20 protein-coding genes and 1 pseudogene are annotated in these 15,654 nt (G+C 69.2%); all 21 read right to left on the bottom strand.

Translation table 11 applies throughout. From position 1 onward, the window contains the following. Positions 1-278: 278 nt before the first annotated feature. The 21 genes and pseudogenes from OHA61_RS16530 to OHA61_RS16630 all read right to left on the bottom strand — a co-directional run bounded on the left by OHA61_RS16530 (position 279) and on the right by OHA61_RS16630 (position 15,521). A complete protein-coding gene (locus OHA61_RS16530; RefSeq protein WP_406303644.1) occupies positions 279-1,379 on the bottom strand; it encodes a DUF4192 domain-containing protein in 1,101 nt (366 codons plus the stop codon). Beyond that, the gene (locus tag OHA61_RS16535) at positions 1,376-1,948 is read right to left on the bottom strand and encodes a hypothetical protein (RefSeq protein ID WP_406303645.1); all 573 of its coding nucleotides are present in this window, start codon (positions 1,946-1,948) and stop codon (positions 1,376-1,378) included. Before OHA61_RS16535 ends, OHA61_RS16530 begins: the two co-directional genes overlap by 4 nt. Beyond that, positions 1,945-2,967: an N-6 DNA methylase gene (locus OHA61_RS16540; protein WP_406303646.1), complete on the bottom strand. Its 1,023-nt coding sequence runs from the start codon at positions 2,965-2,967 to the stop codon at positions 1,945-1,947. Before OHA61_RS16540 ends, OHA61_RS16535 begins: the two co-directional genes overlap by 4 nt. Before the next feature lie 83 nt (positions 2,968-3,050). Continuing rightward, positions 3,051-3,350, bottom strand: coding sequence for a hypothetical protein (locus OHA61_RS16545; RefSeq protein WP_406303647.1), 300 nt, complete (start codon positions 3,348-3,350; stop codon positions 3,051-3,053). A gap of 64 nt (positions 3,351-3,414) precedes the next feature. Further along, positions 3,415-4,041 carry a hypothetical protein gene (locus tag OHA61_RS16550; RefSeq protein ID WP_406303648.1) on the bottom strand — a complete coding sequence of 209 codons (627 nt, stop codon included), beginning with the start codon at positions 4,039-4,041 and terminating at the stop codon, positions 3,415-3,417. A gap of 195 nt (positions 4,042-4,236) precedes the next feature. Beyond that, positions 4,237-4,863, bottom strand: a complete 627-nt coding sequence (locus OHA61_RS16555; protein WP_406303649.1) for a hypothetical protein — start codon at positions 4,861-4,863, stop codon at positions 4,237-4,239. Beyond that, positions 4,860-5,012, bottom strand: a complete 153-nt coding sequence (locus tag OHA61_RS16560; protein ID WP_406303650.1) for a hypothetical protein — start codon at positions 5,010-5,012, stop codon at positions 4,860-4,862. The genes OHA61_RS16555 and OHA61_RS16560 overlap by 4 nt, the downstream gene beginning before the upstream one ends. Beyond that, positions 4,996-5,598 (bottom strand): hypothetical protein, encoded by a 603-nt coding sequence (locus OHA61_RS16565; protein WP_406303651.1) that lies wholly within the window; start codon positions 5,596-5,598, stop codon positions 4,996-4,998. Before OHA61_RS16565 ends, OHA61_RS16560 begins: the two co-directional genes overlap by 17 nt. A 78-nt stretch (positions 5,599-5,676) precedes the next feature. Then, positions 5,677-5,994: pseudogene (locus OHA61_RS16570) on the bottom strand (HU family DNA-binding protein); the annotation flags it as partial. A 188-nt stretch (positions 5,995-6,182) separates the two neighbouring features. After that, positions 6,183-6,977, bottom strand: coding sequence for a hypothetical protein (locus OHA61_RS16575; RefSeq protein WP_406303652.1), 795 nt, complete (start codon positions 6,975-6,977; stop codon positions 6,183-6,185). A gap of 30 nt (positions 6,978-7,007) precedes the next feature. After that, entirely contained in the window at positions 7,008-7,415 is a 408-nt protein-coding gene (locus OHA61_RS16580) for a hypothetical protein (protein ID WP_406303653.1), read from the bottom strand. A 24-nt stretch (positions 7,416-7,439) separates the two neighbouring features. After that, positions 7,440-8,174, bottom strand: a complete 735-nt coding sequence (locus tag OHA61_RS16585; RefSeq protein ID WP_406303654.1) for a hypothetical protein — start codon at positions 8,172-8,174, stop codon at positions 7,440-7,442. Between the two features lie 38 nt (positions 8,175-8,212). Then, positions 8,213-9,712 carry a DNA cytosine methyltransferase gene (locus tag OHA61_RS16590; RefSeq protein ID WP_406303655.1) on the bottom strand — a complete coding sequence of 500 codons (1,500 nt, stop codon included), beginning with the start codon at positions 9,710-9,712 and terminating at the stop codon, positions 8,213-8,215. 207 nt (positions 9,713-9,919) lie between these two features. Further along, positions 9,920-10,534 (bottom strand): hypothetical protein, encoded by a 615-nt coding sequence (locus tag OHA61_RS16595; RefSeq protein WP_406303656.1) that lies wholly within the window; start codon positions 10,532-10,534, stop codon positions 9,920-9,922. A gap of 86 nt (positions 10,535-10,620) precedes the next feature. Continuing rightward, a complete protein-coding gene (locus OHA61_RS16600; RefSeq protein ID WP_406303657.1) occupies positions 10,621-10,899 on the bottom strand; it encodes a hypothetical protein in 279 nt (92 codons plus the stop codon). Positions 10,900-10,998: 99 nt separating this feature from the next. Beyond that, the gene (locus OHA61_RS16605; protein WP_406303658.1) at positions 10,999-11,913 is read right to left on the bottom strand and encodes a helix-turn-helix domain-containing protein; all 915 of its coding nucleotides are present in this window, start codon (positions 11,911-11,913) and stop codon (positions 10,999-11,001) included. Positions 11,914-12,000: 87 nt separating this feature from the next. Then, positions 12,001-13,134: a PD-(D/E)XK nuclease family protein gene (locus OHA61_RS16610; protein ID WP_406303659.1), complete on the bottom strand. Its 1,134-nt coding sequence runs from the start codon at positions 13,132-13,134 to the stop codon at positions 12,001-12,003. A 62-nt stretch (positions 13,135-13,196) separates the two neighbouring features. After that, positions 13,197-14,168 (bottom strand): recombinase RecT, encoded by a 972-nt coding sequence (locus OHA61_RS16615; protein ID WP_406303660.1) that lies wholly within the window; start codon positions 14,166-14,168, stop codon positions 13,197-13,199. A 23-nt stretch (positions 14,169-14,191) separates the two neighbouring features. Continuing rightward, positions 14,192-14,539 carry a hypothetical protein gene (locus OHA61_RS16620; protein WP_406303661.1) on the bottom strand — a complete coding sequence of 116 codons (348 nt, stop codon included), beginning with the start codon at positions 14,537-14,539 and terminating at the stop codon, positions 14,192-14,194. A gap of 104 nt (positions 14,540-14,643) precedes the next feature. Further along, positions 14,644-14,856 carry a hypothetical protein gene (locus tag OHA61_RS16625; protein WP_406303662.1) on the bottom strand — a complete coding sequence of 71 codons (213 nt, stop codon included), beginning with the start codon at positions 14,854-14,856 and terminating at the stop codon, positions 14,644-14,646. A 95-nt stretch (positions 14,857-14,951) separates the two neighbouring features. Continuing rightward, entirely contained in the window at positions 14,952-15,521 is a 570-nt protein-coding gene (locus OHA61_RS16630) for a hypothetical protein (protein WP_406303663.1), read from the bottom strand. Between the last annotated feature and the right edge of the window lie 133 nt (positions 15,522-15,654).

A 15,654-nucleotide genomic window follows, 5' to 3' on the forward strand; every position in this document is an offset into this window, starting at 1 on the left:
CGGAGAAGCCGTGCGGCTTCCTCTACCGACGCGGTCCACGCGGAGGGAGCAGACGAGGGGAGCAGGAGACTCATTGCCAAGGGAAGTGGGCGAGCGGGCTGAGTCTGTGAGGAAGCAAGGCTCATGGGGTGCCCTTTCTGATGGCTGGACGGACTTGGCGGTACCCGCACATCCTCCGCAGATGGCAATTCCACGTCCAGGAGTCGTTCAGGCCCGGCACATCGGGGCAGCCCCGGCTGGTGCCGGGGCTGCCGAAGGCGTTCAGTGCGTGAAGGCGTTCAGTGCGCGGTGGTGTCCTGATGCTGGGTGCGCTTGTGTCGCTGGGCGCGCTCGTCTCGGACGATGGCGAGGAGTCCTTGGGGGTCGGCGCCCTGGTTGACGGCGTCGTGGAGGATGTCGGCCATGGCGTAGTCGGGATCGGCGGTCAGGGCCTGCTTGAGTGCGAGGCGCGCGGTGATCTTGTCGTCCTGACGCCAGGCGATCCAGGCCAAGGCGGTGAGCACGGGAACCGCCTGGCCGGTGAAGGGGGCCACGCAGCGGCGGGCGAGGTAGGTCCACAGGCGTCGTGCGTGCGGGAGGTCGTCGTCTTCGGCGAACTCGAAGGCGTGGTCGCGTGCGTGGTTGTCCTGGAGTCCGTGGATGAGTCGCGCGGCTATGTCGTCGGCGAGTTCGGTTGCGCCGTCGCGGAAGTCGCGCATCGCGCCTTCGAGGAGTTGGCGGGTGGCGGCGAGCGCCGCGTCTTGTCCTGCGGGCTGGGTGCGCTGGCGGGAGTAGCTGTCGCCTTCGTCCTTGAGGGCCTGGAGCAGGCGCGGGGCTGATGCGGGGTCAATGGGCTGGAACTCTTGGACGATGTCGCTGGTGCGTCGGCCAGGCGAGTAGCCGAGCCGGATGAGCTGTGCGGTGACGCTGTTGGGGTCGTCGAGGGCGGGGAGCGGTTCGCCTTCGCAGCATCCGGACAGGTCGCATGCGAACCCCCACCAACGTCCCGCGACGAGGCCGATGGTCTGCTGGGGGACGCCGCGGTGTTCGGTGAGCGCATTGACGAGCCAGTCGGCCACGGGCCGGAGGAGTTCGGCGGTCTCCTCGGCGGTCTGGCCGGGGCGCGGCTCGCGGCAGAGGTAGATGATGATGTTGCAGTCGAGGCCCTGGCCCTTGCTCTGGGCGTAGTGCATGAAGTTGCAGGCTGCGGACTCGGCGATCTGCTGCCAGTGGGCGGGGTCGTCGGGCAGGGGGCAGGTCATGCTCGGCCCGTCGATGAAGTTGGGGCCGGGGCAGTGGAAGGCGATGCTGTCGTCGGGGTAGTGGCCGAGCATGAACGGCAGGATCTCGGCGAGGTTGGCCAGGCTGCTGATGGTGAGCTTCTTCTCGGAGACGTTCACTTCTGGGGGGTTCCCTTCTTCTTCGTGGCGGTGGCGCGGCGCTTCTTGGCCGTTGGGGTCTTCGGCTCCGGGGCCGGGGCCGCGTCCGGCTTGGGGTCGTAGGTGACGGTGTGGACAGCTCGGGGCTTGTGGGTGAGTGCGGGGATGAGCCGTTCGCGTACGACGCTGGCGACGGCTATGGAGAGGTCTTCGCTGTGCCGGGTGGGGACGGTGGCGTGCCAGGTGCGTCCGGGTTGTACGCGGGCGTCGTTGGCTGCCTGGGCTGCGGCTTTCTCCTCGGCGGTGCCGGCGGGGAGCGGCGGGAGGTCGGGGCCTGCGGTGATCCAGGTCTGGATGGTCAGGTTGCCGGGCTGGAGGCGCAGGCCGATGCGGTGGCCTTCGGGGTGGGTGTAGTTGGTGGTGCGGTCGGGGGTGTCGGTGTCCTCCTTGAGCCACGGCCTGTCGAGGTCGGGGGCGAGTTGGGCGAGAGGTTGTGAGGGCTCGGGATGCTGAGCCGTGGCACGGGGGCCTGTGCGGCGGGGCCGTTCGGCTGTGGTGAGAGGTCGTGCGAAGTCGTGCTCTTCGGTCATGCGGAGGCCTTCTCCTTGTCGGGCATGAGCTGGTCGACGAGGCGGAAGGCTCGGCGGTGGGCGGCGATCGTGGTCGCGGTGCCCATGGCGTCGTCGCGCCACTTGAAGGCGTCCTGCGCTTCGGCGCGGGTTTTGGCGTAGCCGCCGTCTTCGGTGGCGAGGGAGTCGGCGCAGCCGATGAGGGTGCCGGGGCCGAGGTCCCAGATGATCGCGTTGACGGCGGCGCAGGCCGCCGACAGCGAGTCGACGTCGTTGCCGTACCAGTGGTAGTCGTGCGGGTTAAGTCCGAGATCGCGCAGGCGCTGGGCGACGGAACGGAGCATGGCGCCCGAGCCGACAGCGGGTTCACGGATGGCTTTGCCCTGACCCGCGAAGTCCTTGTCCACGAGCATTTCGGCCAGCAGGTCCGTGACGCACGGCGGCGTGTGGTACTCGCCGCGCCATTTCTTGTCGCTCTTGTGTCGCAGCCCGGTCAGGAGAGGGCTGAGGACATCGGACTCGGAGCGCATGTACGGGTCGTTGTGGCCGGTGAGGTCCAGCAGGCCGGTATTGATGGCGCGGTGGGCGACGGCGTGGACGGCGCGGAGCTGCTGCGTGTCGGGGTCAGGGTTCCAGGCCCAGTCGTGCAGGCGCATGGCGCGGTTGATCAGGTCGGGCCGCTTGACCCAGTAGCCGAGGTAGATCTCCTTGAAGAGCTGCGGGAGTTGATGCGGCTGGAGGTTGAGTATCCAGTCGGCCAGGCCGGGGGGATTGCGCAGGAGCGCGAGTGCGGCGACGGTTCCGATGGGTATATCGATGCTGGTGCCGCCGAAGTTCTGGTGCCAGGCGTCGATGACGCCTTCGGCGATCTTGTGGGCGTGCTCGTGCGGGTCGTTGGGCGCGAAGTACTTCCGGGCGCTGACCTTGGTCTTGGTTCGTACGGCGGCCTTCGACTTCGGCAGGCTCTTCTTCGCCCAGGCCGGGGCTGGCCGCTCGGCGATGGTGGGCTCTGCTCGTGGAAGGAACAGGTCGTCGGACATGCGGGTCTCCTTTCTGCGCGCATGGCGCCGCCCCGGTGCGCGGTGCGCGGCCGGGGCGGCGGTGTTGCTGCGGGTGGGAGCGGTCAGCGGGTGTGGCGAGGATCTGTGGCGGGGGCCAGGGCGCGGCCCATCACGTCGTCGGCGAGCTCGTCCTGGCCTGCGCGGTGCAGGCCGAACGTCAGGTACATGAGGGCGAATTCGTCGATGTCCATGTCTGCGGTGACCTCCTCGAAGGTGAGGTGGCGTATTGCCAGGGGGCGGAAGGCGTAGCCGCGGCGCAGCGCCTGTTCGACCTCGCACAGGACGTCGTCGGACTGCTCCTTGGTCAGATCGAGGAGGGTGGCCCAGGCGGTGAGCATGTCGTCGTCTACCGGGAACTTCACGGCTGTTGCCTTTCTCGTTCGGCCGCTCCCGGCCCGCTGGTGGGCGGGCCGGGAGCGGGCACAGTCAGGAGGGGAAGGGGTTGTTCCGGTAGTCGGGGTGGCAGACCGCCCACAGGCCGTCTGTGAGGGGTTCGGTGATGACGCCCCATCCGGCCCAGCGCATGACAGCGAGGTAGCCGAGTCGGCCGCCGGCGAAGCCGCCGCGGTCCTCGCAGTCCGGGTCGGGGGCGATGAAGACCCAGCCGGGAAGGTCGTCGCAGCCGGGCAGGACCTGGAAGCCCGGCTTCAGTTCGTGGGTGCCGTCGGTGTGGATCGGCGGCAGGTCGGCGGCCTGAAGGATGTGGATGGCCTGCCGCACGTATGCGTGGTCGCCGTCGTCGGGCAGCGTGCCCACGCCCTTGCGGATGACCGGGCGGTGGGGGGTGGTGCCCGAGCTGGCCTTGTAGATGCTCATGAGGAGTTGGGCGTCCTCGATGCGGTTGGCGTGGCGCATGGCGAGGTTGGCGACGATCGCGACGGCGTGGCGGTCGCGGCCGAGGAGGCGCCGGAACTGGTCCGCGCTCATATCGGTGAAGCGGGTGGTCTGTATCGCCGCGTAGGTGCGTGAGGCGAGGCGGAAGGCGTGGGCGACGTGTTCGGCGTCCACGCCGATCTGCTCTGCGAGGAGTTGGACTCCGGGCGAGTGGGTCATGTGGTGGTCTCCAAGAGGACGCTTGCGGGTATGGGTGCGCCCCCGGCGGTGGCCGGGGGCGCGGGGTGTGTCCTGGTGCTGCCTTCTCCATTCCGTCCGGCATTTTCGAACTTCTTACTTATATCTTAATCCCAAGTACCGCGAATGCAAGAATTACCCCTTTCCAATTCCGATTAATTCCGGGAATTCAATTCCCTATTTCGCGGCCACCGGAATCAGCTCCGGCCAGCGCACCGCCTCCAGCGCGCGCCGGTGCGTGTCCGGCACCGGGACGGTCGGGTAGCCGAGCCAGTCCAGCCCCATCTGTGCCAGGACCGTGGCGTCCGCCTGGTCGTAGCGGCCGGGCCCCTCGCACTGAACGCCGTACCGCTCGACGGCCACACTGCGCACCATCCCCTTTGCCACCCGCGACCGCTCCTTGCGCGGGTGGTCCTGCGCCGGGTTCGCGCGGCCGGTGGCGTAGATCGTGCGGTGATGCGGGTTGGCCACGGCGTACGGGATGCGGTGCCGCCACAGGAACTGGGTCACCAGCCACCAGAATCCGGCGAGTTCGTGGTGCCCGGCCTGCGCGCCCTGGGCGTAGGCCGCGCCTTCGACCACCACCAGATCGGCCCCCTCCACGCCCCCGCTGATGTGCCCGCACAGCCAGTCCATCCGCTCGTGGCTGCGCCGCTTGCCGGGGCGAACCGCCGACGCCCAGTCCGCGCCCGCGATGCCCGTCGAGGTCAACGAGAGGTCCAGGCCAATGACTCGCGGCTGCCACTCCCCCGCCCTCTGGACACTGGGCAGGGTCACGGGCGCGCTCTGGAGCAGGGCCGTCATGCCGCCGTCCCGGCCTGCCGGATGACCTCAGCCATCGGCAGCTCACGGCGGAACGGAACACCCATCTCCCGCTCCAGACAGCCGGAACCGAGGTCCTGCGCCAGTTCGGGTCCGTACGCGTCGGAGAGCAATTCATGCTGGTCGGTCACGGCTCACCTCCGCCGTGGCGGCAAGGTGCTTGGTGATAAGTCCGTCGGCTTCGGTCATCGCATCCGCCTTGAGGTGCGCGACCCACTCGCCGAAGTAGCTCTCCTCGGGCCCCCACAGGTACCAGCCGCTGTCGCGGTAGCCATCCTTCGGGTTCTTTTTTCGGTAGGCCAGCTCCCACCAGCCTTCGCGCCAGCGCCACAGGCGCCGTGTCTCCGGATCCGATATCCAACCCGCACGCTCGGCCTGCACCTGGAGGCGGGCCAACTCCGTGCGCATCATGGCGTTGACGCGGGTACTCTCCTGGTCGCGCAGCGTGAAGCGACGCGCGTCCCCATCCCACTGCCTATGAATGTCGTTCAACCGCTCGGAAAGCTCGGCGACGCAGGCGCGCGCTTCGCGGGCACGCCGGCGAGCGGAGCGCCATGCCACCGGGTAGCGGTTGCTGATGCGCTCGGTAGCAAGTTCGTGTCGCGCCTGGTCACGTTGACGGGCCACGCGGCGTAGGAGGGTGGCGGCTCCGGGCGCCGCATGCTCCTCCAACCACTTAGCGGTGGCTTCGATCTCGATTCCCACAGGGTGGTGCATCTCTGTTCCTTCGGGCGGTGCCGCCCCGGCGCTGGGCCCGGGCGACACACCATGCGTACGGGGTTACGGGCGGGGGGTCTTGGAGGCCTTCTGGATGCAGTTGCCGGAGGCAGGCAGAGGCTTGCGTTGCGCGACGAGGTCCTTGAACCGGGCTCCGGGTCGGAAGCGCAGGACGCGGGTGGCGGGCACCTTCACCCGGTCACCGGTCTGCGGGTTGCGGGCGAAGCGCGCCTCACGCTCGTTCGCCTGGAGGGTGCCGAAGCCGGTGACGGAGACGGTGTCTCCGGCGACGACGGCGCGGACGATGGCGTCGAGCACGGCGTCCACGGCGGTTGCCGCCTTGGCGCGGCCGCCGGTGTGCGGGGCGACGGCTTCGACGAGTTGGGCCTTGTTCACTGGGGATTCCTTTCGATTCGTGGGCAGGAACGGCAGGTTGGGCTGGGGTGAGGAGTGGTGAAGCCGCGGGGCGCGCCACGCGGCCGGGAGAGGGGCCAGGCCCACGCCCGGGTCGTCTTCGGGGTCTGCGGCGGCCTGGGGGTACTCACTCGGTTTCATCAATGTCTCCTATCTTGAGGCCGAGGTGATCACACCGCCAGGGGCATCAGACGCCCCCCGACCTTGAGCACGGAGGCCAGCGGCAGCACCACACCGGAGCGGTCCGCGCTGACGACCACGGGCTCTTCTCCGGGGGCAGGCCGCGCCGCCACCCGCCACAGCGCCCCCAGCATGTCCACGTAGAGGGCCCCGACTTCGTAGGGCATGTCCTCGTACAGGAAGTGCCGCGAGCGGACCGAGGTGGCCCACCCGTCTAGCGCGTTCTCGCTGCGGTGGCCGGGGCGCGGCATCTGAAAACCGATGAAGTCGGTGCCCGCCGTGACGACGAGCGCCGCCCGCCCGGCGGCGTGCCGCACCTCGACCTCCTCGCCGGCGTGCTCCCACAGTGCGAGGTCTTCGGCGCAGAGCCGGACGGGGCCTCGGACGTACGACGGGGGCCGGGCCTCCGCGCGCAGCAGGGTGCGCCAGGGCAGCTCGGCCACGTAAGTGGCCACCGGCACCGTTATCTGAGCCGTGCCTTCGGTGAAGCGCAGCAACTGGCGTCCGTCCTCCAGGAGGTGCTCCACCAGGACGTGGTCGGAAGAGTCGAGCCAGCCGCGCAGGGCGGAGGCGTCGTCGTAGGCCAGGGGTGCGGTCCAGTACGTACCGGCCACCGTCGTGCGGGCGACGGCGAGCGTCCGCTCTCCGCCCGCGACGGCGTGCAGCCAGCTCCGGGTGCAGTCGAGGACGACCATGTCCAGGTGGTCCATGTCGGGCCCGGACGGGCGGTGCGGGGCGACCTTGTCGAGGATGGCGGACAGGGCGTCCGCCTTGATGGTGAACATCTTTCTCCTTGGGGTGAGTTGGTGCGCGGGCTACGCGCCGGAGGCTCGCTTGCGCTCGCGCCGCCGGGCCTGGGCGAGCCGCCCGGCTTCCCGGCACAGGGAGCAGGCCCGTTCGCCGCGCCGGTTGTGGGCGCGGGCGCCGGCCTCGGTGCCGTGGTTGATGTAAGAGCCGCGCTCCTCGAGTTCGCCGCGGTGCGCGGCTTCGCACTCGTCGCGGACCTGGCCGTCGAACCAGAGTCGGCCGCCGCAGATGCCGTCGAACAAGCTCTGGCGGGGCAGAACGAGTTCGATGCACTGCGAGCGGAACGGGCAGTCCTGGCAGACCAACAGGAGCTGTTCGAACAGGGGCTCCCTGAACGTGTCCGCGGTCGCGTCGGTGGAGGTGAACCGCAGGTCCCCGGCGCACGGTGCCTCGGGGACCCACCAGGTGCCGCTCATCAGGTGCTCTCCGGTGAACGGCGGCTACGCGGTCGGCGGCAGCGGAAGCAGGCGCACCAGGTCGCTGGAGCCGCTGCCGTACGGCGGCTCGTGGATGCCGTAGATGGGGGCAAGGTGGCGGTCGGCGAGGGCCGGAAGGGCGAAGATATGGGCGACCAGCCGCGTGATCACGTCATCGCACTCGCGCGGCCACCGCCGACGCTCGGTGCGCATCTCCGAGCCGTCCTCCGCGACGCCTTCGATGATCTCGATGACGCGGCCCCCGGCACTGTGCCCGTCCACGACGACCGCGGTCGCCTCGGGATGGTGTTCGCGTACGAGTTCGGCGATGAGCGCGGCGCGGTCGGGCGGGGGCAGCTCCAGCAGCCAGCTGTTTCCGTCACTCGCGCTGTTGCGGCGCACCGTTGCCCAGGCCGGTGAGCGGTACGGCGCGAGCGCGCGCTGCACGTCGAGTTCGATGTCGTCGGCGATCTCGGCGAGCGGGTGTTCCTCGTCGCCGTTCTCCCACAGCCAGGGGCACGCGCCCAGCGGGCTGGACTGTGCGCCGAGCACACCCTCCAGGTCCAGGGTCCGGGTCTTGCCGTAGTAGGCGAAGGTGACCTGGACGGCCTCCGGGCAGAGGACGCGGATCTTCGCGCTGATGTGGTCGAGGACGGCGAGGCAGTGCGCGTTCTCGATGCGCCCTCGCTCGATGTCCAGCTCCTCTCTCTGGTGGGTCAGGATGGCCAGGTGATCGTGATTGGCCGCCGCAGGGGTCATGGCGCGGTGGTCCTTTCTTCTGTGGGGACAGGTAGGGGTCAGGCCAGAACGCGCTTGAGGCGTTCGCCGAGCCAGCGGGCAACGTTGACGCTCACCGCGTTGCCGGCCTGCTCCGTCTGGGCGGCCTTGGAGCCGACCACTTCGTACGTCTCGGGGAACCGCTGCGCCGACAGCTGCTCGCGCGGCTGGAGCATGCGGAAGTAGCAGTCCTCGATGGCGGGCGCGCTGCGCACGACGGCCGCCGAGTCGCGGGTCGACAAGGTGTGCAGGGGCTCCGCGGTGGTCTTGGGCGCTGCCTTGCGGTACGGGATGACCAGGGTGTTGCGGGCCCGGTCGCGGACGGCACCGTCGGGCACGACCAGGCCGTGATGCCGGGCCGTGGCGATCGTGCTGAGCGGGGCGTCGACCGGTGCGGCGTCGCAGTTGTTGCGGAACTCCACGATGAACGGCTCCAGGTCGATGGTGACCAGGGCTTCGCTCTCGCGGGTCATGCGCGTGCGCATCGGCTCACCGACCGGAGAGGCGGTGTCGTTCCACGAACCGCCGACCGGCACGAGCAGGGCTTCGCCGAGCTTGGCCGTGCGGGTCGGCAGCGGCCGGGTGTGCGGAGCGAAGGCCCTGTCCGTGCCGTCCTTGCCGTGGGTGAGGGTGACCACGCTGGGCTCGTACGGGAACTTCACCAGCCCGGCTTGGATGCGCCTCATGGTGTTCGGCACCAGCGGTCGGGCGCGGTCTCCGATGCGGTGCCCGATGTCGTCCCACATGATCACGTCGGACGCGGGGCGGACGTACGGCTCCACCAGGGCGTGCGCGCAAAGGGTGTTGGGGCACCGGTAGTCGTACTGCTGCTGGTATTTGCCGATGCGGACCTTCGGGTTGCGCCAGCTCTGGCGAGCCTTGACGTCCTGGCCGCACTGGACGCAGTACGCCAGCGGACGCGGCGCGAGATCGGGACGGCGGACGCCGGTCAGGGTGAAGGCGATGTACACCCTGTCGCGCCACTGGGGCGCGTGGGCGTTGTCGTCGGAGCCGATGTGCGCGGAGGACACCGAGACGATCTGCACGCGGTAGCCCAGCTTCTTCATGGCCCTGATCCACTCCGGGAACAGGATCCAGTCGGTGATGAACTCCACGACGTTCTCGACGACCACGCACGGGAACCGCTTGGCCTCGGCAGCACGCAGCACGCACCACGCGGTGACGCGGGTCTTCTCGAAGGCTTCCGGCGGCAGTTCCCGCCACTGCTCCTCTTCCTCGAAGAGGGCTTCCTGCGCCGGGTCCGCCTGGCGCTTCTTCCCGCCGGCGGGGCTGATCTCGGTGCAGATGACCGAGGCCCACAGGATCAGCGCCTGAGGCAGCCAGCGCATGGGGTAGTTCTGGATGTCGGCGCAACGTGCGGCTGCTCCAGGGTGGTTGAGCTCGAAGGTGTCGACGGCGGTTTGCCAGTGATTGATGCCGAGGATCGGATCGAATCCGGCTTCGCCGAGACCTCTGGCGTCTCCGCCTGCTCCGCAGAGCAGATGGATGGATCGGGGCAAGGTGTGGTCTCCAAGAGGTGGGGCCGCCCGGCCCGGTGGCGGGCCGGGCGGCCATGTTCAGGACTGGTCGAGTGCGCGCAACGCGCGGTGATGGCGGCTGTCCTCGATACCGAGCGCGATGAACGCCCCGAGTGCGAGGAGGCCCGCGATCAGCAGCCAGATCACGGGCCCGCGTCCCCCGCGGGGAGCAGCCAGCGGGGCGGCCGGTCAGTCATGCCAGCGCGTAACGCGGACGGTGGTGATGTGTCCGGCGCTCTCGAAGAGCGCCAGCGGGTATCCGTCCGGCTCCGGGCGCTCCCAGACGTGGCGGTAGCCCTCTTCGGCGATCAGGCGCTGCGACCACTCGAAGAAGCGTGCGATGCCCGTTCCAGGCGCCTCTATGGGGCCGGTCTGGTTGTGGTTCGCGCCGTACGGGGAGGTGTGGGTGGCCGACACGATCAGCCGCTTGTTGACCTTGGGGACGTCCAGCTCGTCGATGCGCGCGAACATCGGCACCAGGCTGTTCCCGTGGTGACTCTGCGGGCCGTTCGGGGTGGAGTCGTACAGAACGCTGTGCCGTGAGTGGTCCTCGATGTGCCGCCGGATCACCTGCCAGCCGGTGACCTCGTTCGGGTCGACGGGCAGGTCGTGCACGGAGGCGATGCTCAGCTCGGTGCCGTCACCGAGTTCGGCGCGGATGTGGTTTTCGCCTCCGCCGGTCTCCATGTCGGTGATCCAGCCGTTGTGGCGCAGCGGGGCGATGACGTGGCGGTAGCCGTGGAAGAGCTTGAGCCACAGCGGGTCGGTGATGCTGTTGTGGTCGGGCAGTGCTGCGATGGTCATTTCGGTCTCCAAGAGGGGTGTTGCGGGTGGGCGCCCACACAGGACGCCCACCGTTTGCAAAATGTCATCTATCTTCAGGCGTGCGGCTAGCCCTTGCTGGCGAGCTCGTGCGTAGCGTGGATCTGCACGGTCCACATCTGGCCGCCACGGGTGATGGCGATGCCGACGGGCCGGTCCTCGTGCCGGGCAAGGAAAGTCGCGCCGCGCTCCTGCAGGCCGAGCGCCACGGTCATGTCGCGCACCTCGTCGGCGGCGCACTCAATGCTGCAATGCAGCCCTTGACCGAGGACGGGATCGGCCTGCGGGCCACAGACGACTTCGGCCACGACGAGGTAGGCGATGGGGTCGAGGGTCAGGGTGTTCACGAGTTCTCCAAGAGGCCGAGTCCGGATGAGTTCCGAACTAGATACTTATATCTTAATCTCGTACGCCGGGGCGTCAATGTTGGCGATCACCGAAACCGCCTATCTGCGACCGGTGTTGGGCCCGCGCTCACGTCCCATGCGGGCCAGCTCCCGCACCCGCCGGCGGGCCATCTCCTCTGCCTGCGGGTCCGACTCGGCAACCCGCCGCGCCTGCTCGGCGAAGAACTCCCGCAGCCATTCCTGCTGCGAGGCGTGCTCGCCCGCGACAGCCTCACGCCGCGCCTGCTCACGACCGGCACGCGGATTGGTACCGCACCCCCGGCAGTTGCCGACCGGCTCCGGGTGCTTCGGGCAGCCGCTCGGCTGCTGCTCCACCCCAGCCCCACCCGGCTTCCCCGCGGCGACAGCTGCGGGGGTAGGGGGGAAAGGAAGGAAAGAGGAAGGAGAAGGAAGAGAAGGGGTTCCCCCAGGGGAACCCTCTTGGTTCCCCTGGGGAAACCCACTGGGTTCCCCTGGGGGAACCCTCCCCTCCCCGCTTTCAGGGTTCCCCTGGGGGAACCCACCCTCGGCAGCGGCCTGCAACGCGTCGCGTGCCTCCTCCCGAGCAACCACGTCGCCCTGGGTGCGCGCCGCCGACGACGGCTTGCGACGCTTTGCCTGGCGCGCCAGCCGGGGGTTCTTCGGGGAACGCTGCGCCGCACGGCGCCGCTCGATCAGCTCCTCCGTGGAGGGGATCGGCGGAACCCCGTGCGGGAACACCCGGTACTCGGCGCGGCGGCCGACGCGCCCGACTTCCACCCGCTCGACCAGGCCGAGCCCGACCAGCTCCGTCACGACCGCGATGACCTGCTTCTCGCCCACGCCGGCCCAGGCCATCATCCGCTCCAGCCCCGGCCGCGCTAGACGCGTCTGGTCGTCCGCAGAGTCCGCAATCTTCATCAGCACGAACTTCTGCGTCTGGTTGATCACCTCCTTGGGCAGATAGGCCGCCACCACCATCAACTGGATGCTCACTGGCACCTCTCCGTGTCACGTCTGGTTCAGGCCACGCTGGGGTAGGGGCAGAGCCAACTCGGGCCCTGCCCCTACCCGGGTGCGGGGTCAGGGCTTCTTGCGCAGGGTGACGTTGATCCCCACCGACGTGCGCCGGTCGTGATCCAGCCGAACGGGCACGGCGATGCTCGCCGCCTTCAACTGCGCCTTCATCGCGGCCGCGTCCGGAGCCATTGGCACCTCCAGGCCCGCGCGGCGGTAGAGCGCGGCCATGGCGTCGACGTCGTCGGTCTTGGTGGGGTTGCCGCCGCTCCACGTCAGGACGTTGTCGCCGTAGGCCCCAGGCTCGGAGCCGTCGAGCTTGGCGCGCAGGAGCTTCTGACGTTCCTTGAGCGGCTTCATCTCCTCCGTGACCTCGACGTACTCGGCCAGAGCCTTGGCGCGGTCCTCGTCGTCGTGGACGAGGATGCTCTGCGGGCGGCGCCCGGCCGCGACACTGCCCCAGCAGGCCGTCTTGAACGGGCAGTGGTCGCACACCGCCGACAGACCGGGCCCCTGGAAGGTGCGCGGCAGCTCCTCGGGGGTCTCTGCGGAGCGCACCTGGTGGACCCACCACCGGGCCCCGCGGGCACGTTCGGCGTTGAACGCGATCTCCTGTACGTGGTCGTCGCCGGAGTCCCGGTTGAGGAACCGGAAGCGGATGCGGCCGACATTCACGGGCCCGAGGCGGGCCAGCTGGCGTTGCCCTTCGATGTCAGCGAACCCCTCACTGTGCAACAGGTCTGCGTATAGAAGGACTTGCCGTATCTCCGCCTCGCTGGCTCCGTACCGCAGGATGTTGTCCCACTGGTAGGTGCTCTTGGTCTTCACGTCCTCCACGGTCGTCTCCTCGGCCGGAAGACTCGGGCGCAACCGCTTCGGCAGCCGGCGGGCGGTGGAGCCGTCGAGCTGCACGGCGTCGATGTGACCCCGGATCGTGTCGTCCTCTACGCGGCGCTCGATGATCCAGCCGAACTCCTCGCGGGCGGCGGCGAGCATCCCTGCGTGCAGCCAGGTGCCGAGGATCGCCTTGCGCTTCTCACCGCCGTCGGTGGGTGTGCGGCCGTGCAGGAGGTATCCGGCGCGCCGTGCGCACACTGTGTCGCTCGCGCCGATCTTGGTCTGCTGGGAACGGGGGCGGCGTGCGTCGGCTGCATGAGCTGCGGGCCACAGACTGACGGGCCGCTCGGCCATGATGGTCATGCGATCTCCAGGAAGACAGGGGTGCCGCCCACGGCGGGCGGCACCCGGACGGATGGGGCAGGTCAGGAAGCGGCGCGGTCCTTGGCGGATGCCGCCCGCTTACGCGGGGCGGCCCGATTGCGCGCGGGCGACTCCTCGCTGGCCTCGGCGTCCTGCGCGGGCTCGGGCTTCGGCTGCGCGGTCCGGGCCCGCTTCTTCGGCGCGGGCTCGTCCTCGCGTGCCGTGCGGTCGGCCGTCTCCTCGCCGCTCGCGGCCTGCTCGCCGCCTGCCGCCTCTTCCAGTCCCGCAGCCGCCCTCAGCCGCTGCGTGGCGTCCTCGGCGATGCGGACCACGGCTTCGGCGTCGGCCTGCTCCATCTCCTCGTCCACGTACACGCCGGAGAGGTCCTGCGGAGCGGCCATCCTCAGAGATCCGGCCTCGGCGCACTTGCGGAGCATGTGGGCAGGCATCTGCTGCCACATCTTCGCCACCACGTACGTGCTGTTCTTCCGGTCGTAGTACGTCGGAGCGAACTCGTCCCACCTGGCGATGAACGGGAAGCGGGCGGCTCCGCGCAGGACGGTGACCTTGACGGCGGCCGGGTACGCCTTCGACAGCCACACCTCGTGGGCTTTGCCCTCGGAGTCGTAGTAGACGGTGTCCTCGTAGGAGATGGACTCCTCGGCCTTCGCAGCTGCCCGGTGGGCGACCGTCCGGAAGCCGTCGATGCCGGTCTGGATCGTCCACGTCTTGTCCGGCTCGTCGGGGTTCTCGGCGGCCTTCCAGTTCGTGCGCCCGATCATGTAGATCTGCCGGGCGAACGGATCGAGCCCGGTACGGACGCAGTAGTGGAAGAACATCGCGAGGTGACCACGGGGAGCCGCGGCCAGACCGGGGCTGATCAGCGCGAGCGTGCTGAGCTGTTTGTGGTCGAACTCGTCCTGATCGGCGCGCAGAACGATGGCGCTCGCCCCGGTCGCCGGGGTTGCCTTCTGCGCCGCCTGGACGACGGTGCCCTCAAGAGGCTGGGTCTCGGTGGGTTGTTGGTCGTTCACGGTCGTTCTCCAAGAGATTCGGTTCAGTCGGTGCGCAGGGCGCGCACCTCGAACGCGGGGGCCCACTCCGGATGCCGCTCAATGAGCAGGCGGACATACCGGGAGCGGAAGTTGTTGTTCAGGCGGAACTCGTCGTCGCCTTCGGTGGCCGTGGCGTAGCGCCAGCGCAGGACCTCGAAGAGCATCCCGATGCCGACGCGCCGGGCGCCGCGGGCGAGGTAGTCGGCGGTCAGGCTCTCCAGGGCGCGCAGCACCCATGGGTTGAGCTCGTGGAACGCCTCGAACTGCGCCTGGATCGTCGCTTCGTGACCGTCGGGCTGCCGCACGGCGTGGATCACCAGACCCGGAATCTCGTCCTGGACGACTGCCATACCCCACCCCCAGATGACCGATCTAAAGAATGTCATCTATCTTGAGGGCTGGGAGCCAGATGATCAACCCCGCCGCCGATGGGCGCGACTTCACGCCAGCGACGTTAGGCCGACGCCGCCTCGCCACCCTCCCCGGCTTCTTTGGCGCGCCGCTCGGCCTCTTCGTTCGCGGTAACGAAGGCCTGCATCATGCGGACCGCAAGATTGGAGTCCGGGTTCCCGCCGACGTAGCGCATCAGCGCCACTTCGGCCAGGACGACTTCCTTCGCCTCCATCACGGCGACGACGTCGCCGCCGGGGATGTGCATGATCTGCACGAGCTGCCTCCTCGCATGAGTGGGGATCGGCACCCCCGAAGAGGTATGCATATATCTTATTCCCATACAGGCTCTGCGTACAGTATTTGCGCAGGTCAGAGGCCTGCGTGGGCGTGTCGGCCACGGGTCAGGACGACGGAGCCGGGGCCGTCGTAGGTGCCCGCGCGCAGGGCTTCGGCCACCTTCTCGTCGGCCTCCCACGGCAGGCTGCGGGCGCTCTCGCGGAGCGCGGGCGCCGCCTCGATCACCGTGTCCAGGAGCCACAGCCGCGATCCGGACAGCAGCCAGTCAGCCTCCGGGAACCGTCCTGTGGCAATCGCCGTCGCGAGATTGCCCTGCGCCGGCAGGTGGAACAGGCTGATGATCTCGTGCTGGCCGACGATCGGGGGCAACTGGTCACGGGAGTCGGCCTCCCAGCCCTCGCCCTGCTCTGCGATCAGCCGTTCCTTGACCCGCACGTGGATCTGCTTGAACCGGGGGGTGGTGTTCCCGTAGCGGCAGGCGAAGCCCATGGGCCAGTAGCGGACACCGGAGACGACGATGGCGGTCGCGGGGTCCAGGGTGGCCCGGCTCGGGCTCAGCCACTTCGCCACCATCTTCGGGTCCACCCCGTAGAGGGCGGCGAACTCCTGGTGCCCGACCAGCCATGGCTTGCTCGCAGTCATCGCCCCGTCCTTCACTGTCTCGCCTCGCATGCCGTCGGAAGGGTAGCCGCGCACCGCGCGGCTCGCTCGGCGAAGGGCGCTGCTATCGTTGACGGCGGTCTTCTCCAAGAGGCCCTGAACGGCCCTCGCTCCG

The organism is Streptomyces sp. NBC_00885 (genome assembly GCF_045207475.1).
Taxonomy (GTDB): Bacteria; Actinomycetota; Actinomycetes; order Streptomycetales; family Streptomycetaceae; genus Streptomyces.